This is a genomic window from Cohnella hongkongensis (assembly GCF_042654645.1).
Classification (GTDB): domain Bacteria; phylum Bacillota; class Bacilli; order Paenibacillales; family Paenibacillaceae; genus Cohnella; species Cohnella hongkongensis.
Genome location: NZ_JBHSEP010000021.1, coordinates 84,741 through 109,150 on the forward strand (window position 1 = coordinate 84,741; position 24,410 = coordinate 109,150).

Genomic DNA, 24,410 nt, shown 5'->3' on the forward strand with positions numbered 1-24,410 from the left:
CGAGCTTTGAGAGCTGTATATAACATAATTCCTATTAACTTAGTTGGTATTGTTACTTTACCAGATAACGGCTTCCTTCGTCAATCCATATTCGAAGCAATACCGCCTATTTCATTAAAATTTTTAATGCAACCTATTCAAAGCTCTTATAAATGGTGAGTTGTCCTCGGGGCATCGTTTGGGCGCAGTTGGGGGAGGCAGGTGGTATAATGGGGAAAAAAGGAGGAGAATGCATGCTTGTCAGGGAAAAATTGCTCACCTCGCACCGCGACGAAATGATCGATATCACGAAACGGGTCGCCGAAACCGTCGCCAGATCGGGCATAACGGACGGCGCAGTCATCGTCTACTGCCCGCATACTACAGCCGGCATCGCCATTAACGAGAATGCCGATCCGGACGTCAAAAGGGATGTTCTGATGCGTCTGGACGAGGTTTACCCGTGGGAGCATCCGAAATACCGCCACGCAGAAGGAAATACGGCGGCCCATCTGAAGGCCATCACGACGGGGACTTCGCAAACCTTGGTCGTAGCCGGAGGAAGTCTGCTGCTCGGACGCTGGCAGGGCATCTACTTCTGCGAGTTCGACGGGCCTCGCGAACGGACTTTCTACGTCAAACTGATCGGGGAATAAAAAAACTTGTACGCTCAAAGTCGGACGCCCCCGACGCTGCAGCCCGGCTGGGTCGGCTCAGAGCGCACCGGTCCCAGCTTCGCGCAGCTGCAGGGAAGCGCGTTATTCCCCCTCGATGAAATACCTCTCTGGGCCGATCTCGATGACGGCTTGTCCCTGCGTCAGATCGGTGATCCAGGCCTGAAAGCGTTCCGCCGCCTCTCCGGCTTCGGGATAGCACGGCACTCTGACGCGATCCGTAAAAGCGACTTCGCCCACCCGGAAGCCCCGCCCCCTCAACTCGTTCTCCAGCTTGCCGTACCACGTATAGTCGACGTCGACGACAACCTCGCGGTGCAGCACCTTCACGATCGGATCGGCCGCGTCGATCCCGACGACGGCTCCGTCCGTATAGGCCCGAACCAATCCTCCCGCTCCCAGCATAATGCCGCCGAAATAACGGGTCACGACGACGACGACGTTTTTCAGCCCGCGGTTCTTGATCACTTCCAGCATCGGCTTGCCTGCCGTTCCGCTCGGCTCTCCGTCGTCCAGCGCCTTCTGATACTGGTCGCGCTCCCCGATCAGGTAAGCGGAGCAGTTATGCGTGGCGTCCCAGTGCTTCTTCTTGATTTCTTCGATAAAAACGACCGCTTCCTCTTCGGACTCCGCGGGCTTGGCGTAGCCGATGAACCGGGATTTCTTAATGACGATCTCGTCCGAACCGAATTGCCGGACCGTCGAGTATCTTGCTAGCATAGCCTACCTCTCGTTTCGTTCCCCGCAGCGCGGGAATGTGCTATTTCCCATCCTATCACATCGCCCCGCCCGAAGGAATTCGCAAGGCGCGCTCAGCCGTCCCTTCTCGAATCGAACGACTTACACGAAAACCTCCCAATCGTATGCGCTCGCGATTGCGCCCAGGAGCAGCGCGCAAGCCAGGCCGATCCCGATCATGGCGGCGGCGTACGCGACCTTCGACAACGAGAGGAGCCAGGCGATCAGCGCCCAGACCGCCCCTCCGACCCAGCTAAACGGATACAGGGAGGCCAGGCTCCAGCTCCAGCCTTTTAACGCTCCGTGCAGGAGAATATAGAACCCGAACAGCACGAGATGAAGGACGAAGAGGGCGATCAGCGCAGCCCGTCTGCTCCCCTTGCCCGGTCTCGCTTCGCATCCGGGAGCCGGTCGAGACTTTCCCGGCTTGTCGCGGTCGATTGCCGCCAGCCAGCAGAGCTGCGCGTAAGCGGCCGCAAGGCCCGCGGCGATCCGCCACGGCGCGTCGGCCTGCGTTCCGACCATGGCGGCTGCGACAGTCGCGCTCCCGGCAATGGCGGCGAACGAGCCCGACGCGGGGCTGCGCTTCAAGCCCCCGAACGTCCGGACGAGGACGGCATGAATACGCAGCCCAGCCCCGGCCGATGCGGCCGGAACGGCGGACGACAACAGCCATGCGCCCCCGATGCAAGCGATGAGCAGCCCCAATCCCAGGGCGACGGCCCATTCTCCTCCGGCCGCCGAACCCGCAGCGAAAGGATGATACATCCCCTGTCTCAGCCGGACGAAGGCTTCCGCGCACCCCCATACGAATGCGGCCAGCAGGGCAAGGACCAGCCATGAGCCTATCGCATCCTTCGTGCCGATCTCCCGCCGAATCCGCTTGCGGGCGATCCAGCCCGAGACGACCGTCAACCATCCCGCCACAGAGGTAAAGAGCAGAAGAGACGGCTCCGCCCAGAGAAAGACGAGCACGAGAGCTGCGGCCGGCCATACGATTCCGCCGCCTTTCCCCGTCGGCCGAATTGTCGCTAAGGTATCCATACGTTTGTTCGCTCCTCTCCTCGGATCAGCAGCATAAAAAAGAGCGCCCGGAAGCGCTCCTTGGTCAATATCGAGTTACAGACGCGCTTCCAACGCCTTCTTCTGCTCTTCGAAGCCCGGTTTGCCGAGCAGGGCGAACATGTTCTTCTTGTAAGCTTCGACGCCCGGCTGATCGAACGGATTGACGCCGAGCAGGTAGCCGCTGACGCCGCAGGCGATCTCGAAGAAGTAGACCAGATAGCCGAACGTATACGGACTCATGTCCGGCAGATTCACGATCAGATTCGGCACGTTGCCGTCCGTGTGCGCCAGCAGGGTGCCCAGGAACGCTTTTTTGTTAACGAAGTCAAGCGTTTGGCCGGCCAGGAAGTTCAGCCCGTCCAGGTCGTCCTCGTTTTTCTGAATGGTGATCTGCTCGGCGACTTCGCCTACCTGCAGCACCGTCTCGAAAATGATCCGGTTGCCTTCCTGGATAAACTGCCCCATCGAGTGCAGATCCGTGGAGAAGTCGACTGAAGCCGGATAGATGCCCTTGTAATCCTTGCCTTCGCTTTCGCCGTACAGCTGCTTCCACCATTCGGAGACGAAGTGCAGCCCCGGCTCGTAACTGACGAGAATCTCGATCGCCTTGCCCTTGCGATACAGGGCATTGCGAACGGCCGCGTACTGATACGCCTGATTCTCGCTCAGGTTCGGGTTGTTATAAGCGGTGGCCGCGTCCTGCGCGCCCTTCATCATCGCTTCGATGTCAATGCCTGCCGTAGCGATCGGCAGCAGGCCGACGGCAGTCAGCACGGAGTAACGCCCGCCGACGTCGTCCGGAATCACGAACGACTCGTAGCCTTCCTCGGTCGCCAGCACCTTCAACGCGCCGCGCGCCTTGTCGGTTGTCGCGTAGATGCGCTTGCGCGCCTCTTCCTTGCCGTACTTGCTCTCCAGCGCCTCGCGGAAAATGCGGAAAGCGATGGCCGGCTCCGTCGTCGTTCCGGACTTGGAGATCACGTTAATCGACCAGTTCTTGCCTTCCAGCGCCTGAAGCAGGTGCGTAACGTAAGTCGAGCTGATGTTGTTGCCGGCGTAAAAAATTTGCGGCGTCTGGCGCTGTCCCTTAGACAGCGTATTGTAGAAAGAGTGCTGCAGCATCTCGATCGCCGCGCGCGCGCCCAGATAGGAGCCTCCGATGCCGATCACGACCAGCGCGTCCGAATCCGATTGGATTTTCTTCGCCGCGCTCTGGATGCGGGCGAATTCTTCCTTGTCGTAGTCGAACGGAAGGTTGATCCAGCCCAAGTAGTCGGAGCCGGCTCCCGTGCCGTTATGCAGCTGCTCGTGAGCCAGCTTGACGGCCGGCGCCAAATGGTCTATCTCATGTTGAGCGACGAATTGCAAAGCTTTGGAATAGTCGAACTGAACGGTTTTGCTCATAGCCATCTCCCTCTCTCTTCCGACCTCGCAGGGTCATAGAACATTAGCTATAGAATACTGAATTATCGGATTTCATACAAGCGAGGTTCCATGAAGGTTTGATGAAGATTGTCGATGGCCGTCTTCGTTCGAGCTATCGTCTCGTGATCCACTTGCCGTTCGTGAAGTCGGGAAAAGCGACCGGATGTCCCCCCAGAGCGATGGACTCTTCGGACAGCGCGGCGATGCTCATCCATGCCGCCATGTCGTACACGTCGATCGGTGTGGGCTTGCGGTGCTTGACACAGTCGAAAAAGTCCGCGAACACCAGCCAGTCCATGCCGCCATGCCCTCCCTTGACGCCTTCGCGGACATATTTTTTCCAGATCGGATGATCGTACCGCTCGTAGTAGCTCTCCGCATTGCCCCATTGGCTTTTCCAATCGAAATGAAAGCTGTCGTGCTCCCCGTCGAGGAAGATGGAGTGATTGTCCTCCGAGAACATCCCTCTTGTTCCTCTCACCGTGAATCCTCTCGAGTAAGATCTGGGCAGCGTCGTGTCCAGCGTAATCGTGATCGTCTCGCCGCGGGCGCAGCGGATTACCGTCGTCACGATATCGCCCTGCTGGAACCGGACGTTGGTCAGAGGGTGCCCGTCTCCATGTGCCCGCCTGACGTAGTCCTGCATGCCGCTCGCTTTGGAGGCCACCGACACGAGAGAGAGCATCCGGTTGCCGCGGTTAATGTCCAGCACCCGGGCGATCGGGCCGATCTCGTGAGTCGGATAATTCTCGCAATTCCGGCGGATGTACTCCTGCAGCCGGTAATGCCGGTTCTCTTCTCCGCCGGCGATCTCGTCGCGCAGATCGTGATGATAGCCTCCGGCGCAATGGACGATCTCCCCGAAGACGCCCTGCTTGACCATGTTGAGCACCATCAGCTCGTCTCGGCCGTAGCAGCAGTTCTCCATCAGCATGACCGGCACCTTCGTTCTCTCGTAGGCTTCGACCAGCCTCCAGCACTCTTGAACCGAATAGGCGCCCCCGACCTCGCTGGCCACGTATTTGCCGGCCTCCATCGCCGCTATCGCGATATCGATATGGGCCGACCAGGATGCGCCGATGACGACGGCTTCGATGTCGGCCATCGCCAGAACGTCCTCATAGCGCTCCGTCGATACCGGTCGCCGGCCTCCCGCCTGCGCGACCTGATCCGCGGCCGCTTCCCGCCTGTCCTCGTACAGATCGCATACCGCCGCGACCTCGACGTCCTTTGCGTTGCGCACGATCATCTCCAGCAGCGAAGCGCCGCGCGCGCCCAGTCCGATCATGCCGATTGTCGTTTTCTTCTTCATATCCGTATGTCTTCCTCCCCGACTTGTCCATTCGCGCCGACCAGCCGCGCGATCGTTTCGTTTATTTCCTTGCGCTTCTCCAGTAGCCAGGACGCTTCCCTCGGATAACGGCCGAACGTTATCGGCTCCGGCAGATCCGCCTCGAGCAGCTCCAGCGTTTTCCGGCGTCCGGCGAGAGACTCCAGCAGCTCGCAGGCCCTCAGATCCTGCAGCGCTTCCCGAAACACTTCCCATCGAATCGAGTCCAGCGGACCTTCCGGTCCGGGATATACGGCGAACGCATCGCCGGAAGGGAACGCGCCTCCGGCATCCGTGACCCGGTAGGGGTCGATCGCCGCCAGCGAGTTCTGCGTGTTCCAGAAGTTGTAGCCCCAATGCAGGAAGCCTCGGATTCCGAACTTGTAGAGCTGAAAGCCCAGAATCCGGTTGCGCGCCGAAGGCATAGAGAAGAAACGGTTGGACACGTCGACCGTCTGACCGCAGCAGTAATACGTCCACAGCTCCGTCACGCCGTTCTCCAGGAAATCGCCGATATGGTCGGTCGCCGGAATCGGCACCGGGACGAGTCCCTGCTCGTAGAAGCCGTAATCCGACAACGCTTCGATAAAAGGATAGCCGCCCAAGTGCTCCTTCAGAATGCCCCTGGCGCTGCGGTAGTCCTCGAGCTGCTCCAGATTCGGCTCGTCGGAAACGTGGAAGTAGACTCTGTCCTCCAGCTTATTCTCGCGAATAAAGCGGTCGAGAGCGGGGAGGAACCGTTCCAGGAAATGCCGGTAAGCCGGTCCAGCCGCAGCCGTCTCCCAGCCGAATAGGCGCATCGTCTTCCTCTCTCCTCCCTCGGTTACCTTCGCCACGATCTTGGGCGCGTGCTTCGCTCCCCATTGGGTGAACAGATGGGAAAATTCAAGGTATCGGATCCCGACGCGATCGCACATGCGAAGCCATCTTGCCAGCTTGTCGAAGCCGAATCGGTAATCCCCCTCCTCCGTCCGCTCGACGTCAACCAGTTGAACGGTGAGCCGCTCTCCTCCGACGGCCGTATCCAAAGGCGGGGTAAACAAAGGCGTCAGCAGCATATTCACGCCGTGCCGAACCGCGTTCTCGGCGTAGCGTTCGATCAGTTCCCAATGCTTCTCTCCGAAAACCTCGGTCCGGTAGTAGTCGGCCAGACAGTCGCAGTGCATCCATTCGGTGTGGATCAGCCTCTGCTCCGGCAGTTCGGCCGGCAGAACGTCCAGCACGAATCGTTCGAAGCCCAGAGTCGTTCCGGCCTCGTCCTCGAACCGAATCTCGATCGGAAACGAACGGACGCTTCCGGCCGAACCGCCCGCCGCTTCAAACTCGGCTTCGGACGGCAGCTCCAGCGCTATCCACAACGCCCTCCATTGTCCGGGGTAGGCGCGAACCCCTTCCGGAGGGAGCGAGTGAAGCGGATCGGGGTACAGTCCCGGCGTCTTGCGCAGCACGTGATCGTCGGAACGGACGAATACGGGCAGCTCCGACGGCGACAAGCCGACCGATCGCACCGTGGTCCATGCGGCAAGTTCGGACGATACGGCAACGCGCAGCGGGAATAAAGAAGCTTCGGAGCGGTAGGCGACTTGGAAAGCGTACGTCTCCGACCATAACGCCGTCCCGCGCGTCCACGGCGCGGCGCGCAAAGCCTCGTCGGCGAACACTTTCTCTAGAGAACTGATACAGCAGGTTTCAAACTGCGGATGAGGCCCGGTCATGAATATCGCGGCTCCCTTCGTGAATTGCGGTTGGATGATGGCTATATCTTATCAGGAGGGTATACCCGCGACAATCTGAACATATTCCACATTTCTATAACGATATTGACCTTATCCGAGGGACGATCCTTCTCCGTCCTCACGGTTTAATCGGCCAATAGCGTATAATGAATAACAGAATGTTATCCGGAGGGATCTCAAATGCTCAAACCCGGCTCTTACGCCTTTCGGGCAGGCGGCGAAGACCTGCCCTATATGACCTTGGACTCGCTCGGCTGGACGACCGACGCTGCGCACGGCTACGGCAACGACGGCCTGACCCGTCATGACAGGGGACACGCTATCTTCCAATATACGTTAAGCGGCGAAGGCCGCATCGACATCGGCGGGCAGACATGGGCCCTTCCCGCCGGAAGCGGATTTCTCGTCCGGGTGCCGAGCGAACACCGCTACTATTATCCGCCGGAAGGCACGCAGCCCTGGGCCTTCCTGTGGCTGAACGCGCGCGGCGAGGATGCGCTTCGCATGTGGGACAGAATGATCGAGAAGCACGGGCCGGTCGTCCGGCTGTCGGCCGGCGCGCAGCCGATCGAGCAGTTCTGGGAGCTGTACCGCGACGTCTCAGTCGAACGGCTGTCGGATTCAGCCGAGCTATCCGCCCGGCTGTACAGATGGATGCTGTCGTTCTTTAGGCGCGATACGAACTACACTTCCACCGATGCAGGCATGCATCCGGTCATTCGCCAAGCGAAAAGATTCATGATCGACAACTTCGCCCGCCCGATTACGCTGGAGGACATCGCGGCGCACTGCGGCGTCTCCCGCTCCTATCTGTGCAGACTGTTCCAGAAGAAAGAGAACGACTCCCCGCTGGCCTATCTGCAGCGGAGAAGGGTGGAAGCGGCCGTTACGATGCTCCGCAGAACCGACGCCAGCATCCAATCGATCGGCGTTCAGTGCGGCTTCGACAGCCCGAGCTACTTCGGCAAAGTGTTCCGCCGCTATCTGAATCTGGCGCCGGGCGAATACCGGCGCCGCACGATCGAGTATCCGTACGACACCGTATACTTGGATTAAGCGGCAAGAAGAAGCCTGCTTGGCCCCCGCAGGGCGTCCAAGCAGGCTTCTCTTATCATCGTACATCTATCGCGGCAAATCTTCGGAGGAAGAATCGGGCTGCTCCGCTCGCCGGTTCCCGTTAGGCAGCCTCCCCGCCCTGCGAAGCGCTTCGCGAAGCAAATATTCGATATGCCCGTTGACGCTGCGAAACTCGTCCTCCGCCCATCTTTCCACCGCGCGGTGAATTTCGGCGTCCAGCCGGAGCGGGAACGCCTTCTTATCCCTGGCCATAGCTTCCCTTACCCGTACATCGTACCCGTGTTGATCACGGGCGTGGCTGCCCGGTCGGATACGATCGTGACCATCAGATTGTTGATCATTGCCGCGCGCCGTTCTCCGTCCAGCTCAATTCCGTTATCCTGCAGCTGCTGGAGGGCCGACTCCACCATCGTGACCGCGCCTTCCACGATTTTCTGCCTGGCCGCGATAATGGCGATCGCCTGCTGCCGCTGCAGCATGGCGCTGGCGATCTCCGGCGCGTAGGCCAGATGAGTCAAGCGCGTCTCGATCACTTCGACTCCGGCAAGGGAGAGGCGAGTCTGCAGTTCGCGCGTCAGCTCCCGGGACACCTCGTCCGCATTTCCCCTGAGCGACGGCTTCTGTTCGTCCTGGAACGTATCGTAGGCGTAATTAGCGGCGATGTGGCGGATTGCCGTCTCGCTCTGCACCTCGACGAACTTGCCGTAGTTGTCGACGTCGAACACAGCCTTGGCCGTATCGACGACCTTGAATACGACGACGCAGCCGATCTCGATCGGATTGCCTTCCGCATCGTTGACCTTCAACGTCTGGCTGTTGAAGTTGCGCACCTTCAGCGACACCTTCGTCTTGCCCGAGAACGGGATGACCAGCCACAGACCGCTGTTGACTATAGTTCCCTTGTATTTGCCGAAAAACGTAATGATCTTCGCTTCGTTAGGCTGCACGATCGTCAGCGATGTCAGCAGAACGACAAATACGGCGATGAGGACGATGCCCGCGAAGACGGGAATCCCGTTCGATTCCGGCTGGCTGGCTCCGTTCACGATGAGAGCGATGCCGCCTCCGATGGAGGCCAGCGCCAGCAGCAGCGCCAGAAATCCGTTCACATGCCAAGCTTTTTTTGTGGTCATGTCGACACCTCTTGTGTTTATATTTGTTTGATATTCATATGATATCACTTTTGGAATTTATTTACCACCTTAATTTTCGAGATTTTTCAGAGAATTTATGGACAGGCCTTTCGAAAACCGCGAAAGAACGGGATAATAGAGTCAGATCAAGTACAAGGAGCGATCACATGAAAACGATCGGATTTATCGGCCTCGGCACGATGGGAGAACCGATGGCCGCCAACCTGCTGCGCAAGGGGTATTCCGTTCTCGTCTACAACCGCACATCCGGCAAGGCCGACCGCCTTGTCGAGCTCGGGGCCGATGCCGCCGGATCGCCTGTCGAGATCGCCAAGCGAGCCGACGTCGTCGTTACGATGATTAGCAACGATCAGGCGATCGAGGAAGTCTATTTCGGAGAATTCGGCCTGTTTCAGTCGCTTAAGCCGGGCACGACGCTGATCGACTGCAGCACGATTTCGCCCGCGCTGGCCAGAAGGCTAGGAGCGGAAGCTGCCGCCCGATTCTGCGATTTCATCGACGCCCCGGTAACCGGCAGCAAGCCGGCCGCTATCGAAGGCACGCTTCTCTTCATGGCGGGGGGAGACAGACAGACGGTAACGGATCAAGAGGAGCTGCTGCTGGCCATGGGGCGGGAAGTCATCTATATGGGGCCGGGCGGCAGCGGCGCGAACGCCAAGCTCGCCCATAATACGATCGTCGGCATTAACGCCGCCGGCTTGATCGAGGGAATGGCGATCGCCGCCAAAAGCGGCATCGACGCGTCCGCTTTCCTTCGCGTCGTGCAGGGCGGCGGAGCGGCCAGCAAGCAAGCGGAGCTCAAGGGGAAAAAGATTATCGAAGAGGACTACAGCGTCCAATTCTCTCTGGAGCTGATGCTTAAGGATCTTAAGCTCTCCTCCGCGCTGACCGACTCGCTCGGCGTCTCCACCCCGATGCTGGAGTCCGCCAAAAGCCTGTTCCAGCTCGGACAAGCGTCCGGATACGGCGAGCTTGATCTCGCCGCCTTGGCGCGCGTCTATGAAGGCTGGATCGGCCGGAAACTCGGCGAGTCTTCGGCGGCGGCTCTCGAAGCAGCGCCTCCGACGGATGCGGCCGGCGATGCCGACAGTGCCGACCGTCGCAAGAAGACGAGAGTGCCGCTGGACATTCCGCTTATGATGTCCATCTATCAATGGGAGGGCGACGGGGGTTTTCGGGGACAATCGGTCCAAGGACGACTGCGCGATCTGTCCGAGGACGGGATACTGATCGAATCGGAATTCCCGCTGGAGAAGGACATGTTCATCGTCATTCACTTCCTGCAGGAGTCGCAGCTTCCGCCGATGACCGCCCGAATCATTCGCATCGAACGCACCAAAGGCGCCTTCAAGTACGGCTGCCTGCTGTCCGGGCTGCCGCTCTATCAGCGCCTTCAACTTCAAGATTATATCGCCGCTCACGATTGACGGCCGGACTTCCTCCGGAGGAAGCGTCCGTTCACGGCGCCGATCGCGCCTGACCGGACGCTCGCCGAACGTCATTTCGACAGTTCGATAAACCCCTCCCCGAATACGTCTCTTACGTCGTGAATGGCGATGAACGCATGCTTGTCGCTCGCCTTCACGATCCGCTTGAGCATGCTCAGCTCCTGCTTGCTGATGACGATGTACAGAATCTCCTGCTGGGCATTCGTATAGTATCCGCGGCCGTACAGCACCGTCACTCCGCGATCCATCAGCGCGTTGACCTGGTCGGCGATCTTCGCGTGTTCCCTGGAGATGATCGTAACCGCCTTCTTCGGATTCAGTCCCTCAATGATGAAATCCATCACTTTCGTGGCGATATAGAGCATCACAATCGTCAGCATAACCGCCTGGGCTCCGATGATGAAATAAGAGCCGAACACGACGATCAGGTCGAAAAACAGCAGCGCGTAGCTGACGTTCCAATCCAAATATTTATGAGCGATCCGGGCCAGGATGACCGATCCGGCCGTCGTCCCGCCCGCCCGGACGATCATGCCGATGCCCGCGCCGCCGATCAATCCTCCGAATATCGCGTTCACGACGATCTCCTCGGAATCGAGGTGCATTCCCTCCGTTAAATAGAGAAACGACGAAAGCAGCAGCACCGCGACAATCGTGTACGCGACGGTCGTCCGATCCAGAAATTGATAACCGATCACCAGCAGGAATGCATTCAGAATCAGGCTGATCAAGCCCGGCGACCATCCGTACAGGTAGTGCAGAATGATCGTGACTCCGGTGACGCCGCCTTCGCCAAATTCGTTCGGGATGGCGAACAGATTGATCGAGAGCGCGAACAAGAACGCCCCGATCGTCAGCATGACCAGATCGGCCAGTCTTTTTTTCATCGCTGAGGCCTCCACTTTCGGGGTGACTCTCTCTTGGGATTCAGATCAGGCTAGCGTATTTTATACTTGCTGAATCGCCAAGCAAAACAACCACTGCCGCTTGCTGAATGGCAGTGGTTGTCCGACGCTGTCGGAATTCGATCAGTCGAGATACGAGCAAATATAATCCGTAACCGTCTTGACCTTGAGCTTAAAGCTGGAATTAGCCGGAACCTCGAACTTCGTCGGCTCGGAGATGTCCAGCCATTCGTCGCTGCCCGGAAGCAGCACGGAGAGCTCGCCCGCCTGAATATCCATGATCTCCTTCTGAGCCGTTCCGAATTCGTACTCGCCCGGGAGCATGATTCCCAAGGTGACCTTCGATCCGTCCTCGAAAATCACTGCGCGGCTCGTCACTTTGCCGTCGAAGTAGACGTTGGCTTTTTTCACTACGGATACGTTGTTGAACTGCGGCATCTTTTTCTCTCCTGCTCCCTTGTTTGAATTAAATCAATTTCTTAAATTGGGCGACGACGTTGTCGACCGTAAAGCCGTATTCCTTAATGACGCGGTCGCCCGGAGCGGAGGCGCCGAACGTGGTGATGCCCAGAACCGCTCCGCCATCGCCGACGTAGCGCTCCCATCCGAACGGATGAGCCATCTCGATCGCCAGGCGGGCCTTCACGGCCTTCGGCAGGACGCTCTCTTTGTAGCTTGCCTCCTGCTTCTCGAACAGGTCGAAGCTCGGCAGGCTGACGACGCGAACATGAACGCCCTGCTCGGCCAGAGCCTTCTGGGAAGCGACCGCGAGCTGCACCTCCGAGCCCGTTGCGATCAAGATGCCCTGCGGCTCGCCGCCCTGGGCCTCGGATACGACGTATCCGCCTTTGGCGATAAGGCTGCGGGCGGAGGAGGTGCCTTCGAGGATCGGCAAATTCTGACGAGTCAGGACAAGCGCCACAGGATTGTCCTTGTTCTGCAGCGCATAAGCCCATGCCGCAGAGGTCTCGTTGCCGTCAGCCGGACGAATGACCGTCAAGTTCGGAATGACGCGAATCGAAGCCAATTGCTCGATCGGCTCGTGCGTCGGGCCGTCTTCTCCGACCGCGATGCTGTCGTGCGTCAAGACGTACACGACCGGCAAGCCCATGAGCGCAGCGAGACGGACGGCAGGACGCAGATAGTCGGTGAACACGAAGAACGTGCCGCCGAACACTTTTAAGCCGCCGTGCAGCATCATTCCGTTCATAGCCGCGGCCATGGCGAATTCGCGAATGCCGAAGTAGATGTTGCGGCCTTCGTAGCTGCCCGGCTGGTAGACCGGCAGGCCCTTCATATGCGTCATCGTGGAGCTCTCCAGGTCGGCCGAGCCGCCTACGAGGAACGGCACGTTCTTGGCCAAAGCGTTAATCGCGCTGCCGGAGGCGACGCGGGTAGACACCGGCTTGTCTTCTGCAGAATACGCCGGAAGCTCTGCATCCCAGCCTTCCGGAAGCTTGCCGGACAGCGCCGTTTCGAACTGCGACGCAAGCTCGGGGTGCGCGGCTTTGTACTTCGCGAACTGAGCGTCCCAAGCCGCGTTCGCCTGCTCGCCGGCCTGCTTCACGGCCGCGAAGTGGGCGCGCACTTCGTCCGGCACGTGGAACTCCTCGTGCGGCCATTCGTAGAACGCCTTCGTCAGCTTGGCCTCGTCCGTTCCGAGCGGGGAGCCATGGGGACCGGCATGGCCGCCTTTGCCTCCCTTATTCGGGGAGCCGTAACCGATGACCGTCTTCACTTCGATCAGAGTCGGCTTGCCGAGCTCCGACTGCGCGGCTTCGATCGCTTTGGACAGCGCGTCGAGATCGTTGCCGTCCTCCACGCGAAGATATTGCCAGCCGTAGGCTTCGAACCGTTGTCCGACGTTCTCGGAGAACGACAAGCTAAGCTCGCCGTCGAGCGAGATATCGTTGGAGTCGTACAGAACGATCAGCTTGCCCAGCTTCAGATGACCGGCCATCGAAGCGGCTTCCGCGGCCACGCCCTCGGACAAATCCCCGTCTCCGCAGATCGAATAGGTGAAGTGGTTGACGATCTCGAAGCCGTCGCGGTTATAGGTCGCCGACAGTTGCGCTTCAGCCATCGCCATGCCGACAGCCATCGCGATGCCTTGGCCGAGCGGACCTGTCGTCGCGTCTACGCCCGCCGTATGGCCGAACTCCGGGTGACCCGGCGTCAGGGAGCCCCACTGGCGGAAATTTTTCAATTCCTCCATCGGGAGATCGTACCCGCTCAAGTGCAGCAAGGAATACAGAAGCATCGAGCCGTGACCCGCAGACAAGACGAACCGGTCGCGGTCGATCCATTGCGGATTGGACGGATTGTGCTTCATCGTTTTTGCGAACAGCTGGTATCCCATCGGGGCAGCCCCCATCGGCATGCCCGGGTGTCCGGATTTCGCTTTCTCGATCGCATCGATGGATAACGTGCGAATCGTCGTAACGGATAATTGATCGATCGTTTTGGCGCTGACTGTCATGAAACAGAGCCCTCCTCTTGTCTATTCGCGTGCATTTCTGATCCTTGGCAGACGGTTCGTGCGATCGCTGCTCGATTGTTGTACATTGTAACATGCGGTTATGGCGTTTTCCATAACCTGTCTGTACAAGTCGGCCCTTACACGAACACGACGGTTTTATTTTGATAGACGAGCAGCCGATCCTCCACATGCCATTTTACGGCCCGCGCCAGAACGATTCTCTCGATATGACGCCCGATGCGCTTAAGCTCGGCGACGTTGTCGCGGTGGCTGACGCGCTGGATATCCTGCTCGATGATCGGACCTCCGTCCAGCTCTTCCGTTACGTAGTGTGCCGTTGCTCCGATCAGCTTAACCCCGCGATGATAAGCTTGCTGGTAGGGCTTGCCTCCGACGAACGCCGGCAGGAAGGAATGATGGATATTGATGATGCGATTGTGATACTGCTCGATGAATTTCGGGGACACGATCTGCATGTAGCGAGCCAGCACGATCAAATCGGCTTTGCCTGCGGTCAGTTCGCGCTGCTTCTTCTCGGCTTCGGCTTTCGTATCCGGCGTAACCGGGACGTAGTGATAGGGAATGCCGAACGACTCGACGACTCCCCTCATCTCTTCGTGATTGCTGATCACCATGCTGATGTCGGCGTCCAGATCTCCGGACTGCCATTGCCAGAGCAGCTCCATCAGGCAATGATCCTCCTTGGAGACGAACACTGCAATTCTCTTGCGCCGCGCCGCGCGGAAAATGCTCCATCGCATCGAGAAGCGATCCGCAACGCGGGTAAAATCCTCCTGGAGCGTCGGCAAGCGCTGCTCCAGCTCCTGCAAGTCGAACTCGATCCGCATGAAGAACATGCCGCCCTCCGGGTCCATCGTATACTGATCGGACTGGACGATATTCGCTCCTTGCTCGTACAGAAACTGGGATACGGCGGCGACGATCCCCGCCTTGTCGGGGCAGGAGATCAGCATGCGCGCGCGCGCGTTTTTGTCTTCAAGCCGTTTGTTCCCTTGCGGCTGGTAGGTTTGACTCATCGTAATTTTTCTACCTCTCTTATCGACGCTGCCTGGAAGCAGGCAGTGTTATTGTTGGGATAACCATTCTTCGCCCGCCAAATACGCGAGCAGACGATGGTTCACCGCTTCTTCGCTGTACTCCTCCGGAAGCACGCGGTTTTCCATCAGCATATCGTACAGCCTTTCCATCGGTTCGCGCGGATCGGCTTTTCTCGCCTTGGCGTCGGATTTCAGCAGCTCCCATGTGTTGAGCACGTACAGACGGGAGTCGATCCCCACCTTCTCGAAGAAGTGGTGCAGCCTCTCGACATCGACCATGAACTCGCCGCCGAATCTCTCCTCGGCGTCGCCTCTAAGCATCGCGATCTCCACCTCGTACATCGGGCGTTCGTTTTTCCCGATCCAAGGCGTCTCGAGAATAAAAGGCTTGTCCCTCAGCAGCTCGTGTCCGACGACTCCGGCAATCCCTTCGTAGCCGATCCAGCCGGAGCCGATCGGGGCATGACGGTCCTTGGCCGCTCCCAGCGGATTTTTGCTGTCGTTGACGTGGACGACGGCAATCCGGTCAAGACCGACGATGTCGTCGAACTTGCGCAGCACGCCGTCGATGTCGCCTGCGATATCGTATCCCGCGTCGTGAACGTGGCACGTGTCCAGACAGACGGTCAGCCGGTCGTTCAGACGCACTCGCTCGATAATCTGCGCCAGCTCCTCGAAGGATCGCCCGATCTCGGTGCCTTTGCCCGCCATCGTCTCCAGAGCGATGTTCACGTCCGTCTCCTCCGTGCCTTCCAGCACTTCGTTCAGCCCTTCGGCAATGCGCGCGATGCCGTATTCCGGATCCTTCTCGGTGTAGGCGCCGGGATGCAGCACGATGTTCCGGACGCCGATCCGATGCGTCCGGCGAATCTCCTCCTGCAGAAAGTCAACCGCCAGCCGGAACGTATCTTCCTTATAAGAACCCAGGTTGACGATGTAGGGAGCGTGCACGACGATCTCGCCGATTTGCGCTTCCGCCATCGCTTCCTTGCCTTGGGGGATGTAGAGATCCTCGATCGGCTTCCTGCGCGTATTCTGGGGCGCGCCCGTGTAGATCATGAAGGTGCTGGATCCGTAAGACACCGCTTCCTTCGTCGCCGTCAGCAGCCCCTTGTCCGAAAATGATACGTGCGATCCGATTTTCAACATAATACCGGCTCCTCTCGCCTTCGTTTCCGTCCCCTTTCGTTCGTTCGGGGCTTGTTGTCGCAATTATTTCCCTATTGTATCGCGAACGTCGAAATAAATCTAGGAATGAGGTATAATTTCAAAATGAGGTGATCATAATGGGCGAGACCCCAACCTGGTTTATTTATTTCATCGCGTTCTGGACTGTCGTGCTCGTTGTGTTCATGGGTGTCGGCGGCTTTTTCATGTTCCGCAAATTCCTCAAGGTGCTCCCGCAAAAAGACGGGAAATCCAAGCTCGATTGGCAAAACTATTGGGTGGAACGAAGCCGCGATCTGTGGACCCCGGAGTCCAAGGAAATGCTGCAGACGCTCGTCTCTCCGGTTCCGACCCCTTTTCGCGATATTGCAAGCCACTCCATCGCCGCCAAGATCGGACAGATCGCCGTGGAGAGCGGCGCGAAGGAGGTCACGAAGGAGCACTGCATCGAGGGCTACATAAGAGCGACCCCCGCTCGGGATCATAAGAGCCTGATCAACTTTCTGGAGAAAAAACAAATCGACTATTCCGCCTACAGCCATCTGCTCAAGTGACTCTTTTCGGAACGGCGATTCGGAGAAAAACGAAACCTTTGAGGCGGATTTTCGTCTAACCTCTTAGGAGGTGCATCAACACGATGAAAAAACGCAACCAAATGACGATGACACTGGGAGCCGCCCTGCTCGCTTTGGCTTTAGTCGGAACGGCCTGCAGCGACAACGGCAATTCGAGCTCCTCTCCGTCCGCCAGTCCCTCCGCATCGGCCAGCCCGACCTCAAGCGCGACGCCCGACTCGGAGAATCAGAATCCGGAAGGCGCTCCTGAACAGATCGAAGCTACGGGCAAATATGTAGGGCTTCAGGACAGCCACTCCATCGAGATTGAGACCGCGGAAGGCCCGATGGGATTCCAGGTCGGTCCGGAGATCGTCGAGAAGGTCGGAGATTGGGAAGAAAACACTCCCGTCAAATTCCAATATATTGTGGAGAAAATGGACGGAGGAGAGGAAGCGGTCGAGCAAAAAACGATCGTCTCCATCGACAAAGAATAACCGTTACCGAGGAGGGGGCGCGGCATGCGCTTGTTGCTATGCGGGGGAACCGGTTTCATCGGCAAAGCATTAACGCACGCCCTGCTGTCCAGGGGGGACGAGGTATGGATCGTCACGAGGAAAAAGCCTCTCTCCGCAGCCCTTGACCACGCGCTGCCCCACCCCCGCTACGTGACCTGGGAAGATTGGGACGCCGATCCCGATCGGCTGTCCGGCTTCGACGGCATTGTCAATCTGACCGGCGAGACGATTAATCAGCGCTGGACAGCCAAAGCGAAGGAGCGAATCGTAAGCTCCCGGGTTCAAGCGGCCGAGCGAATCGCAGAACACGTCAAGCGTATGCGCTACCCGCCGGAGGTCGTCGTGAACGCTTCGGGCATTTCGCTGTACGGCCATTCCGGCGAGCAGGTATTCGACGAAGCGTCTCCCGCACAGCCGGCCGACTTCCTCGGCGAAACCGTCGTCCGCTGGGAAGCGGCTGCCGATCTCATTCCGGCAAAGCGGCTCGTCAAGCTGAGAATCGGACTCGTCTGCGCCCGGGAGGGCGGGGCTTTCCCGCTTATTCGGCTGCCCTATCGACTGTTCGCGGGAGGTCGGATCGGCAGCGGGAAGCAGGGGCTTCCCTGGATTCATCTACAGGACATGGTCGCCTTAATTCTGTTCTGTCTGGACAACAAGTCGGTCGAGGGCCCCGTCAATGCGGTCGCCCCGGAGCCGGTATCCAACGACGAGTTCGGCAGGAAGCTCGGACAAGCGATGCGTCGGCCGCACTGGTTTCCGGTTCCGGATTTCCTGCTGCGCGCCGTCCTGGGGGAGATGAGCACGCTCGTGCTGACCGGCCAGAAGGCGATGCCTCGCAAGCTGCTCGATCACGGTTTTCACTTCGCCTTTCCCAAGCTCGAAGAAGCCCTGCGGGACTTAACCCGCTAGGGCTTTTTTTCTTCCGTCACCTTGGCGTTCGCGCTTCCATGCCGGGCGCGAGCGCAGACGCCTGCGATCTAGCGCCCGGCCGAATCTTCGATCTAGTGCCCCGCCAGCGCCGGTTGAAAGATATACTGCGAGCGGGCCGGCGCGATGCAGTCTCCAGCCTGCAACGGGTACAGTTCATAAGGAGCCATCGGCCTGTCGTTGAGACGGGTTCCGTTGCGGGAGCCCAGGTCTTTCACCTTCCATTGCCCGGACACCCGCACGAATTCGACATGGGCGCGGGAAACGCCCGCCGTCTCGTCGACGTGATCGGCGGCCTCCTCCGAACGCCCGATCACGAAGGAGTCCCCGCGCAAGGAAATGCGAAGCTGCTCGCCGCCAGATTTCCATATCAAATGGTACTCCTCGGGTCCGGGAGAGATCGGTCCGTCCAGATAAGCCGTCCGTTCCTGCTCGGAAATCCAGGTCGTGTCCGGCGCAGCCCCTCTCCCCTCTGCCCTGACGGCCGCCGGAGCCCTGTCGGGAAGCTTCTCCGGAACCGGGAATCCCGGCGGCCTCCAGCCCGCCTCCTCGCTCGGCTTCTCGTCGGGGAAGTCGCGGAATGCCGCTTCGATCTCTCGCGGTCCCGGCTCGGCCGGCGCGCCGCTTCGGCTTCGATAACGCCAGGGCGGTCCGTTCCAGAACAGCAGCACCGCCGCTCCGGCGATCAAGGTCAGACAGGCGCTGACGAGCAGCTGCTGCTCGCCCGGCCGGTCCAGGTACACGAATTTCCAGGTCGCGGCAAGCGTCAGCAGGGAAGCGCAACCGATCAGCGTCCGCCATCTCCCGACATCTGGCGGCCCCTGCTCCCTCACCGCCCGAGGAGCGTCGGGGCCCCGTCTTTCCGCGTCGAACGGGAAAGCCCGAGGCTCTCCCCAGAGCTCGGAGACCGGCTGTGCGTCTCCCGTAGCCGGCTGCAGCAAGTCCCACGAGCGGCCTCTCGGCTTCGCTTCCCCCTGCCTGCTCCCTGTCTTCGGCTCGGAGACCGGAACCGGCTCAGGTTCGCAATCGGCAGCCGCGAACGGCGGCTCTTCGCCTCCCCAGGCTTCGGCCAAATACCTTTTGCCGAATCGGCTTAAAGCCGCCGGAACGAACTCCGCGCTGGAGATCAGCCGCAGCACCTGTTGAAAAGCCGGTCCGTCCGGTTCCTTGACCCTCATCATCCATCGGACGACAAGTCTTTCCAAATCCTCCTTCCAGCTTGAAGATGTCATCGAGAATCGGGGCTCGGCAAGGGGCAAATAAGTGAACCGAATATCGCCAACGTCGTTCCCTATGAAAATAAATTCGTCCTGCAGCCGGACCCGTTCGGCGTCCAGCATGATCATGCGGCACTCCTCCAGCGTATCGGCAAGCCTGCACAGCGCCTCCATCATCTCGCTCATCGACCACCGAACCGCTCTCGTCGCCTCGGCAAGCCTGCGCGAGCCGGCCAAAGAGAACCTCAAGCTGACTTGTCCGTCGCATTCTTCGATCTCCAGCGGAAGCAGAGACGCTGCCTCGCAATGCTGAAGCATGCGAAGCTGAGTCTCGTTGATCTCGCTGCGGGACAGGGGCGGATCGCACTCCACGATCATGACATGCCCCCTTCGCTGTTCGAATCTTACCGATAGCGGCCATACGCTCATTCGCTTCTATCCTTTCCCCAATAGAATCAGAAACCCGGGCGCCACCGCCAGCATAAAAGGAAACCTGACTCTTCTGTCCCCGCTCGCCGGATGCTCGCCCCACGGCCATCTCAGCTTTCGGCCCAGCTTCCTTAAGCCGGGAATTCGAAGCGCCATAAGCAAGCAGGCTATGCCTCCAGCGATCAGAATCGAGACGACCAGCAGTTGGAACGTCAACGCAGGTCCGGCCCACGTGCCGAACGCTCCGAACCACTTGACGTCCCCGCCGCCGATGCCGCCCAGCCGGTTCATCGCATAGAGCGGCACAAAGCCGCACAGCGCGCCGGCGCACGCCCAGACGAGTCCGCTGCTCCCGTAACAGAGAAATTGATACGCGAGGCCCCCTGCCGCGAAGGCCAGGTTCAGTCCGTTCGGAATCCGCAAGCGGCGCAGATCGGTCCAACTCGCGGATCCCAACAAAACTCCGGCAATGAGCCACTCCCACAGGTTCACCGTGTATCCCCCTCCTCCGACGCCCTGCCCGCAACCTCGAACGAATGCCTCCACACGCCTCCGTCGCCGTTCGAGACTTCCATGCTCCATTGTCCCGGCGTCGTTCTCCCGGATACGTGCCAGGTCCAAGACACGATGCCCGCTTCGTCCGCCGTCGCGCTTCCGAGGTTTTTCGCCTGGCTGGGACCGCTCTTGTACAATATGGACAGGTCGACGACGGTTCCCGGCTCGGTTCGGACGACGAGCGTCGCCTTGCGGCCGGGTCTCGCCGGATTCGGCTCGAGCGATACGAACGACACCTCGAACGGCTTTCCCGTCTGGTCGTCGTGCGGCCTGGAGGCCGAAGGGCTTCCCCCGATCCATACCCGTTCTCTGGCCGATTCTCGGAGCACCAGTCTGCGTCCGAGAAAAGGAACCCGCATCGGCAGCGAATACTCGGCCTCCAAGGTCAGGTAGGCGTCCGCGCGATTCGCGACGTCCGGCAGGCCGACCGAGGCCACGTCGATCCGGGACAAGTCCAGTACGCGCCGGTCAGCGAACTGAGTCAGCAGTTGACCGAGGGCGAGCTTGGCAGCCTGTTCCTCCAGCGAGAACGACACGCCGGAAGCCTGCTCCGCCCATTCGCTCATCGGGGAGGGCAACTGCTGCCCGTATCGGCGAAGCGTATCCGCTACGCTCAGCCACTTGCCGTTCCACTGCTCGATCTGCCGGTTCAACTCGGAGTCTCTCGCCTTGTCGGCAGCCAGCGCGATCGGGTACCAGGCGGCTGCCGCTTGCCGTACCGTCTGCGACAAGGCGCCGTGAAGCGCCATGGAGATAACCGCCGTCTGAACGAGAAAGATCAGAAACATGACAAACAGCAGGAAAATCGGCATCGCGAGCGCGCTTTCCAGCGTTACGCTGCCGGAAGCCGATTCAGCCAGCCGCTGCCGGTTAGAAATAAGAGTGATCTGCCGCATACGTCGCTTCATAGCGGTTCCCCTTTACCGTTCCTCCCAAATCTCCGGCTTTCCCCATTGCCTTGAGCAGGCCGGGGAAAAACCACAGCCTGACCGATGCCGTTCCTTCGCCGCTCGCATACGTATAAGCTCCGCGAAAATCGAGGCCGGAGGCATGCTCCATCAACGCGATCGTTCTGGCCGTCGACGTGCCGCCGCCTCCATGAATCAGGAGGAATAAACGCATATAATCCGCATATCGCGTGTCGATCTTCCAATATTTCGACAGCTGAACACGATCGGCGTTCAGCAGTTGGCCCATATCCAGCATCGCCTGAGTAATACCGTAGACAAGCGCAGCCGCCAATACCAGCAGCGGGTGTCCCATCGCGCGGCACTCGATCAACCCTTCCATCGTTCGGATCGCCAGCCGAAAAGCGAAGATTTCCCCGTAGGCAGCCGCGATATTCCCGGAAGGATGCTGGAGTCCGTATAAAATAAATTCGGTTTCCTGGCTGTGGATATCCAAAGAGACATCCCCTCCCGCCAGCAGCTCCCGAGCCGAGGAAGGAGCGAAATGCGTCATTCTCCCGAGCGTGTATTCGGAGAAATACAGCTGATCCCTCGTTCCGAGAACTGCGCTTTCCAGAGCGTCCAACCATCCGTTCACCGACGACATCGCTTCGTCTCTGCCCTGCGAAGGATCGTCGCTTCTTCCCGCTCTCTTCGCCTCTTCCTCCGTCCGATTCCACTCCCGGTTCGCCTCGACCCTCTCTTTCGTCTCCTGAAAACCTGCCTGCTCCTCCTCGGATCCGGATCTTCCGGAGAACGAGCCCAGGAAGCTCGCAGCGTTCTGCCATTCCGACCTCGCCAGACTCTCCTGCCTTCTGCGCTCGCCGTCATGGGAGCGGCGGGACTCCAACAGCTCCAGCCGCGCTGCGATGACTTCGCCCGCAGCCCCGTAGTCACTGGAGAACTCGGCAAGTTTCGCGCTCGCTCGGGCTTCCCCTGCACTCAACGCGGCTCCCATACCTGTCGAGCCCGGAACGGAGCCGATCAGAGAGGAGAGGCTCTGGATCTCGCCTGCAAGCGCCAGTCCCCGGCTATGCTGCCGTTCGAGCTCGGCTTCGTAATCCCGGAAGAAGCCCGGCTCCAGAATCAAATCTTCCGCCGAATTGCGAAGCTCCTCCATCGTCCGGCGGTGATCGGCGTCCATGGCGTCTTCTTCCCTCTCTCCGCCTGTCCCCGCCCCGTCGTTCGATCGGGCTGCGATGGCGCTCATCTCCTCGTTCGCGCGCAAAGCCTCGTTCAACGATTCCTTGGCCGCTCGGACGAACGAGTCCGATTCCGCGCGCGCATCGTCCGCCGCCCTCCCGAGCTGCTGAGCCGCCGAGGACGCTCGACTCTCGTATGCGGCTACCTCCGCCTCGAAACGAGGCCCCTCCGGCCGGGTTTTCTCGATCTCTTCCGGATCCTCGCCTTCGTTCAACCGTCGGCTTCTCTCCTCCTCCCATCTTCTCAGGGATTCCCTTCGGGACCGATCCTCCTCTCTCTTCACCACGTAATCGTCGTAGCCCCCGACGACGCTTCCCGCCGAACCGAGAGCCGATTCCGCGCGCTGAGCCGCCCTTGTCCCGTGCTCCTTCTGCCGCCCGTAGACGCCGTCCAACGCCTTCTCCCTGCGGTCGTAGGCTCGACGCATCTTCTCCAGCAGATCCACGGTGCGGGCCGCCTCCTTCATCGTGCCCGTGAGCCCCCGAAACCGGCTGGCGAGCTCGATCGTCAGATCGATCGGCGCCTTGTACTTCATCTCCTCGAGAATCTGCCTGCGAAAGACGCCGTGATCGGCGAGCGGCCTGCTCTCCGTCACCTCCGCCCGCTCCCACCTCGTATCCAGAAAGGCAAAAGAGCCTCCGCCGCTTCCCGCATAGGCGTTTCCCTCCAGCGTCGTTCGGAACACCTCGTTCGCGGGCTCTCCGCCCCGTATGAACAAGCCGTACCGCGCATAGACGACCGGGTCGAATGACGACATGACCGATCGCGCGCCCGACTTGACCGCCAGCTCGGTCTGCTTGCGAAAAGCCGCCATTCGAGCGAAATCGATAAGAAGGGAGGTCAGCAGGAACAGCGCGGCCGTCGCCGCGATAAAATAGATCGAGACGGAGCCTAACGTTCCCCGACTCTGCGATTGTCTCATGTCCCGCTCCCCCCGTTCCCCAGGGACGTTTTGCGTTTGTTCAAAACCTCTCCGGCCTGGGAGCGGTAATTCGCTTCCCCCTCCGGGGCATTCTGAAGCTTGGCTGCATAGTAGCGGATCAGATCGAACGCGCGCACGAACTCCGCCGGCTCCACGACAAGTGCGGATACGTGCGCTTCTGCCGGCCCTCCCCCTCTGAAGCGGACAAGCGGAACCGCAAGCCAGCGGCTTCGAAGCTCCGCATCGATCCGGCGCTTCACGCCGATGTTGTAATAGCTCAGCTCCCCTGCTCCCGCGTTATGCTTGGCCGACGTCGCGTAAGCCGCCTTCCTCAGCTTGGCCGCCGCTCCGCTCCCCTCTCCTTCCGACATGCCCGCATACACCTCTACGCTCGCTCCCGCTTCATCCGAAGCCATTCCGAACAGACCTTGCACCAGAGCATCGTCGCTCAGTCGCCAGTACAGACCGTCGTGCTGCCCGGCGGGGTACCCGCCCGTGCGTATGTCGGCGGACGAGTTCGCCCAGCTGTATGCGGCCCTCTCGGCCATGACGGCCGAGCTGTAGTAAAGCAGCGCTCCTTGCGACATGTACAGAGAGAACAAGAGCAGCAGGAAGGTCAGCATCACCACCCAAGGGAGCAGCATCGACGCTTCGAGCGTGAACGACCCAGCCGTCTCCATCTCCTTCTTACTCGAACACTTCATCCGACTTGCTCTCTACCCTATCCATCAGACTATTCAAAAATCCGATAATCTCTTCCCGGAACACGAGCACAATCGCTATCAACACCGCTACGATCAGCACCAGCTCCAGCGTGCCGATTCCGTCCTCGTCGTCGCGCAGCGCGCGCCAGGCATGAAGTCCGTACTGATACAAGAATCCGATCATTCCGATCATCCTTTC

The 24,410-nt window shown here is 59.7% G+C and carries 23 protein-coding genes and 2 pseudogenes; 7 read left to right on the top strand and 18 right to left on the bottom strand.

Going from position 1 to position 24,410, the window contains the following annotated elements; genetic code table 11:
- Nucleotides 1-233: 233 nt before the first annotated feature.
- Nucleotides 234-635 carry a secondary thiamine-phosphate synthase enzyme YjbQ gene (locus tag ACFO3S_RS22335; protein WP_378100593.1) on the top strand — a complete coding sequence of 134 codons (402 nt, stop codon included), beginning with the start codon at nucleotides 234-236 and terminating at the stop codon, nucleotides 633-635.
- A 102-nt stretch (nucleotides 636-737) separates the two neighbouring features.
- Here ACFO3S_RS22335 and ACFO3S_RS22340 read toward each other — a convergent pair whose 3' ends face one another.
- The 5 genes from ACFO3S_RS22340 to ACFO3S_RS22360 all read right to left on the bottom strand — a co-directional run bounded on the left by ACFO3S_RS22340 (nucleotide 738) and on the right by ACFO3S_RS22360 (nucleotide 6,926).
- Nucleotides 738-1,373, bottom strand: coding sequence for a YigZ family protein (locus ACFO3S_RS22340; RefSeq protein WP_378100594.1), 636 nt, complete (start codon nucleotides 1,371-1,373; stop codon nucleotides 738-740).
- Nucleotides 1,374-1,493: 120 nt separating this feature from the next.
- The gene (locus ACFO3S_RS22345; protein ID WP_378100596.1) at nucleotides 1,494-2,435 is read right to left on the bottom strand and encodes a hypothetical protein; all 942 of its coding nucleotides are present in this window, start codon (nucleotides 2,433-2,435) and stop codon (nucleotides 1,494-1,496) included.
- Nucleotides 2,436-2,510: 75 nt separating this feature from the next.
- On the bottom strand, nucleotides 2,511-3,860 hold the full coding sequence (locus ACFO3S_RS22350; protein ID WP_378100660.1) for a glucose-6-phosphate isomerase: 1,350 nt from the start codon (nucleotides 3,858-3,860) through the stop codon (nucleotides 2,511-2,513).
- A gap of 133 nt (nucleotides 3,861-3,993) precedes the next feature.
- Nucleotides 3,994-5,193, bottom strand: coding sequence for a Gfo/Idh/MocA family protein (locus ACFO3S_RS22355; protein WP_378100598.1), 1,200 nt, complete (start codon nucleotides 5,191-5,193; stop codon nucleotides 3,994-3,996).
- Nucleotides 5,190-6,926, bottom strand: coding sequence for a DUF4091 domain-containing protein (locus ACFO3S_RS22360; RefSeq protein ID WP_378100600.1), 1,737 nt, complete (start codon nucleotides 6,924-6,926; stop codon nucleotides 5,190-5,192). The genes ACFO3S_RS22355 and ACFO3S_RS22360 overlap by 4 nt, the downstream gene beginning before the upstream one ends.
- A gap of 201 nt (nucleotides 6,927-7,127) precedes the next feature.
- Between ACFO3S_RS22360 and ACFO3S_RS22365 the strand changes: the two genes are divergently transcribed.
- Nucleotides 7,128-8,003: an AraC family transcriptional regulator gene (locus ACFO3S_RS22365; protein ID WP_378100602.1), complete on the top strand. Its 876-nt coding sequence runs from the start codon at nucleotides 7,128-7,130 to the stop codon at nucleotides 8,001-8,003.
- Between the two features lie 66 nt (nucleotides 8,004-8,069).
- Here ACFO3S_RS22365 and ACFO3S_RS22370 read toward each other — a convergent pair whose 3' ends face one another.
- The gene (locus ACFO3S_RS22370; protein ID WP_378100604.1) at nucleotides 8,070-8,276 is read right to left on the bottom strand and encodes a type II toxin-antitoxin system antitoxin; all 207 of its coding nucleotides are present in this window, start codon (nucleotides 8,274-8,276) and stop codon (nucleotides 8,070-8,072) included.
- Between the two features lie 8 nt (nucleotides 8,277-8,284).
- Nucleotides 8,285-9,157 carry an SPFH domain-containing protein gene (locus ACFO3S_RS22375; RefSeq protein WP_378100606.1) on the bottom strand — a complete coding sequence of 291 codons (873 nt, stop codon included), beginning with the start codon at nucleotides 9,155-9,157 and terminating at the stop codon, nucleotides 8,285-8,287.
- 38 nt (nucleotides 9,158-9,195) lie between these two features.
- Here ACFO3S_RS22375 and ACFO3S_RS22380 point away from each other — a divergent pair.
- Both ACFO3S_RS22380 and ACFO3S_RS22385 read left to right on the top strand, forming a co-directional pair.
- Nucleotides 9,196-10,206 (top strand): annotated as a pseudogene (locus ACFO3S_RS22380) (NAD(P)-dependent oxidoreductase); the annotation flags it as partial.
- Nucleotides 10,207-10,284: 78 nt separating this feature from the next.
- Nucleotides 10,285-10,605, top strand: a pseudogene (locus tag ACFO3S_RS22385) (PilZ domain-containing protein); the annotation flags it as partial.
- A 71-nt stretch (nucleotides 10,606-10,676) separates the two neighbouring features.
- Here ACFO3S_RS22385 and ACFO3S_RS22390 read toward each other — a convergent pair.
- From ACFO3S_RS22390 to ACFO3S_RS22410, 5 genes are all read right to left on the bottom strand, one after another.
- Entirely contained in the window at nucleotides 10,677-11,513 is an 837-nt protein-coding gene (locus ACFO3S_RS22390; protein ID WP_378100608.1) for a YitT family protein, read from the bottom strand.
- A gap of 141 nt (nucleotides 11,514-11,654) precedes the next feature.
- Nucleotides 11,655-11,969: a pyrimidine/purine nucleoside phosphorylase gene (gene ppnP / locus ACFO3S_RS22395; RefSeq protein WP_378100610.1), complete on the bottom strand. Its 315-nt coding sequence runs from the start codon at nucleotides 11,967-11,969 to the stop codon at nucleotides 11,655-11,657.
- A gap of 28 nt (nucleotides 11,970-11,997) precedes the next feature.
- Entirely contained in the window at nucleotides 11,998-14,010 is a 2,013-nt protein-coding gene (gene tkt / locus ACFO3S_RS22400; protein WP_378100612.1) for a transketolase, read from the bottom strand.
- A 137-nt stretch (nucleotides 14,011-14,147) separates the two neighbouring features.
- Nucleotides 14,148-15,047: a formyltetrahydrofolate deformylase gene (gene purU / locus ACFO3S_RS22405; RefSeq protein WP_378100614.1), complete on the bottom strand. Its 900-nt coding sequence runs from the start codon at nucleotides 15,045-15,047 to the stop codon at nucleotides 14,148-14,150.
- Nucleotides 15,048-15,095: 48 nt separating this feature from the next.
- Nucleotides 15,096-16,217 (bottom strand): deoxyribonuclease IV, encoded by a 1,122-nt coding sequence (locus tag ACFO3S_RS22410; protein WP_378100616.1) that lies wholly within the window; start codon nucleotides 16,215-16,217, stop codon nucleotides 15,096-15,098.
- Nucleotides 16,218-16,354: 137 nt separating this feature from the next.
- On the opposite strand from ACFO3S_RS22410, the gene ACFO3S_RS22415 reads away from it, so the two are divergent.
- From ACFO3S_RS22415 to ACFO3S_RS22425, 3 genes are all read left to right on the top strand, one after another.
- A complete protein-coding gene (locus ACFO3S_RS22415) occupies nucleotides 16,355-16,789 on the top strand; it encodes a DUF2621 family protein (protein WP_378100618.1) in 435 nt (144 codons plus the stop codon).
- A gap of 83 nt (nucleotides 16,790-16,872) precedes the next feature.
- The gene (locus tag ACFO3S_RS22420) at nucleotides 16,873-17,286 is read left to right on the top strand and encodes a hypothetical protein (protein ID WP_378100620.1); all 414 of its coding nucleotides are present in this window, start codon (nucleotides 16,873-16,875) and stop codon (nucleotides 17,284-17,286) included.
- Between the two features lie 24 nt (nucleotides 17,287-17,310).
- Nucleotides 17,311-18,216, top strand: a complete 906-nt coding sequence (locus ACFO3S_RS22425; protein WP_378100622.1) for a TIGR01777 family oxidoreductase — start codon at nucleotides 17,311-17,313, stop codon at nucleotides 18,214-18,216.
- A gap of 92 nt (nucleotides 18,217-18,308) precedes the next feature.
- Here the strand turns inward: ACFO3S_RS22425 and ACFO3S_RS22430 are convergent, their stop codons facing one another.
- The 6 genes from ACFO3S_RS22430 to ACFO3S_RS22455 are packed head-to-tail and all read right to left on the bottom strand — an operon-like array spanning nucleotide 18,309 to nucleotide 24,395.
- Nucleotides 18,309-19,880 carry a DUF6382 domain-containing protein gene (locus ACFO3S_RS22430; RefSeq protein ID WP_378100624.1) on the bottom strand — a complete coding sequence of 524 codons (1,572 nt, stop codon included), beginning with the start codon at nucleotides 19,878-19,880 and terminating at the stop codon, nucleotides 18,309-18,311.
- A gap of 6 nt (nucleotides 19,881-19,886) precedes the next feature.
- A complete protein-coding gene (locus ACFO3S_RS22435) occupies nucleotides 19,887-20,372 on the bottom strand; it encodes an A24 family peptidase (RefSeq protein ID WP_378100625.1) in 486 nt (161 codons plus the stop codon).
- Nucleotides 20,369-21,343, bottom strand: coding sequence for a TadE/TadG family type IV pilus assembly protein (locus tag ACFO3S_RS22440; RefSeq protein ID WP_378100627.1), 975 nt, complete (start codon nucleotides 21,341-21,343; stop codon nucleotides 20,369-20,371). Before ACFO3S_RS22440 ends, ACFO3S_RS22435 begins: the two co-directional genes overlap by 4 nt.
- On the bottom strand, nucleotides 21,306-23,507 hold the full coding sequence (locus tag ACFO3S_RS22445; RefSeq protein ID WP_378100629.1) for a hypothetical protein: 2,202 nt from the start codon (nucleotides 23,505-23,507) through the stop codon (nucleotides 21,306-21,308). Before ACFO3S_RS22445 ends, ACFO3S_RS22440 begins: the two co-directional genes overlap by 38 nt.
- The gene (locus ACFO3S_RS22450) at nucleotides 23,504-24,211 is read right to left on the bottom strand and encodes a hypothetical protein (RefSeq protein WP_378100630.1); all 708 of its coding nucleotides are present in this window, start codon (nucleotides 24,209-24,211) and stop codon (nucleotides 23,504-23,506) included. Before ACFO3S_RS22450 ends, ACFO3S_RS22445 begins: the two co-directional genes overlap by 4 nt.
- Nucleotides 24,195-24,395 (bottom strand): Flp1 family type IVb pilin, encoded by a 201-nt coding sequence (locus ACFO3S_RS22455; RefSeq protein WP_378100632.1) that lies wholly within the window; start codon nucleotides 24,393-24,395, stop codon nucleotides 24,195-24,197. The genes ACFO3S_RS22450 and ACFO3S_RS22455 overlap by 17 nt, the downstream gene beginning before the upstream one ends.
- Nucleotides 24,396-24,410: the final 15 nt, after the last annotated feature.

Bases quoted from the DNA above. Each gene is read 5' to 3' on its own strand.
- ACFO3S_RS22425 (WP_378100622.1), top strand. From the start codon at position 17,311: ATGCGCTTGTTGCTATGCGGGGGAACCGGTTTCATCGGCAAAGCATTA.
- ACFO3S_RS22415 (WP_378100618.1), top strand. From the start codon at position 16,355: ATGGGCGAGACCCCAACCTGGTTTATTTATTTCATCGCGTTCTGGACT.
- ACFO3S_RS22365 (WP_378100602.1), top strand. From the start codon at position 7,128: ATGCTCAAACCCGGCTCTTACGCCTTTCGGGCAGGCGGCGAAGACCTG.
- tkt (WP_378100612.1), bottom strand. From the start codon at position 14,010: ATGACAGTCAGCGCCAAAACGATCGATCAATTATCCGTTACGACGATT.
- purU (WP_378100614.1), bottom strand. From the start codon at position 15,047: ATGAGTCAAACCTACCAGCCGCAAGGGAACAAACGGCTTGAAGACAAA.
- ACFO3S_RS22445 (WP_378100629.1), bottom strand. From the start codon at position 23,507: ATGAGACAATCGCAGAGTCGGGGAACGTTAGGCTCCGTCTCGATCTAT.
- ppnP (WP_378100610.1), bottom strand. From the start codon at position 11,969: ATGCCGCAGTTCAACAACGTATCCGTAGTGAAAAAAGCCAACGTCTAC.
- ACFO3S_RS22340 (WP_378100594.1), bottom strand. From the start codon at position 1,373: ATGCTAGCAAGATACTCGACGGTCCGGCAATTCGGTTCGGACGAGATC.
- ACFO3S_RS22440 (WP_378100627.1), bottom strand. From the start codon at position 21,343: ATGAAGCGACGTATGCGGCAGATCACTCTTATTTCTAACCGGCAGCGG.
- ACFO3S_RS22410 (WP_378100616.1), bottom strand. From the start codon at position 16,217: ATGTTGAAAATCGGATCGCACGTATCATTTTCGGACAAGGGGCTGCTG.
- ACFO3S_RS22345 (WP_378100596.1), bottom strand. From the start codon at position 2,435: ATGGATACCTTAGCGACAATTCGGCCGACGGGGAAAGGCGGCGGAATC.
- ACFO3S_RS22420 (WP_378100620.1), top strand. From the start codon at position 16,873: ATGAAAAAACGCAACCAAATGACGATGACACTGGGAGCCGCCCTGCTC.
- ACFO3S_RS22450 (WP_378100630.1), bottom strand. From the start codon at position 24,211: ATGAAGTGTTCGAGTAAGAAGGAGATGGAGACGGCTGGGTCGTTCACG.
- ACFO3S_RS22355 (WP_378100598.1), bottom strand. From the start codon at position 5,193: ATGAAGAAGAAAACGACAATCGGCATGATCGGACTGGGCGCGCGCGGC.
- ACFO3S_RS22375 (WP_378100606.1), bottom strand. From the start codon at position 9,157: ATGACCACAAAAAAAGCTTGGCATGTGAACGGATTTCTGGCGCTGCTG.
- ACFO3S_RS22360 (WP_378100600.1), bottom strand. From the start codon at position 6,926: ATGACCGGGCCTCATCCGCAGTTTGAAACCTGCTGTATCAGTTCTCTA.
- ACFO3S_RS22370 (WP_378100604.1), bottom strand. From the start codon at position 8,276: ATGGCCAGGGATAAGAAGGCGTTCCCGCTCCGGCTGGACGCCGAAATT.
- ACFO3S_RS22335 (WP_378100593.1), top strand. From the start codon at position 234: ATGCTTGTCAGGGAAAAATTGCTCACCTCGCACCGCGACGAAATGATC.
- ACFO3S_RS22455 (WP_378100632.1), bottom strand. From the start codon at position 24,395: ATGATCGGATTCTTGTATCAGTACGGACTTCATGCCTGGCGCGCGCTG.
- ACFO3S_RS22390 (WP_378100608.1), bottom strand. From the start codon at position 11,513: ATGAAAAAAAGACTGGCCGATCTGGTCATGCTGACGATCGGGGCGTTC.
- ACFO3S_RS22430 (WP_378100624.1), bottom strand. From the start codon at position 19,880: ATGAGCGTATGGCCGCTATCGGTAAGATTCGAACAGCGAAGGGGGCAT.
- ACFO3S_RS22350 (WP_378100660.1), bottom strand. From the start codon at position 3,860: ATGAGCAAAACCGTTCAGTTCGACTATTCCAAAGCTTTGCAATTCGTC.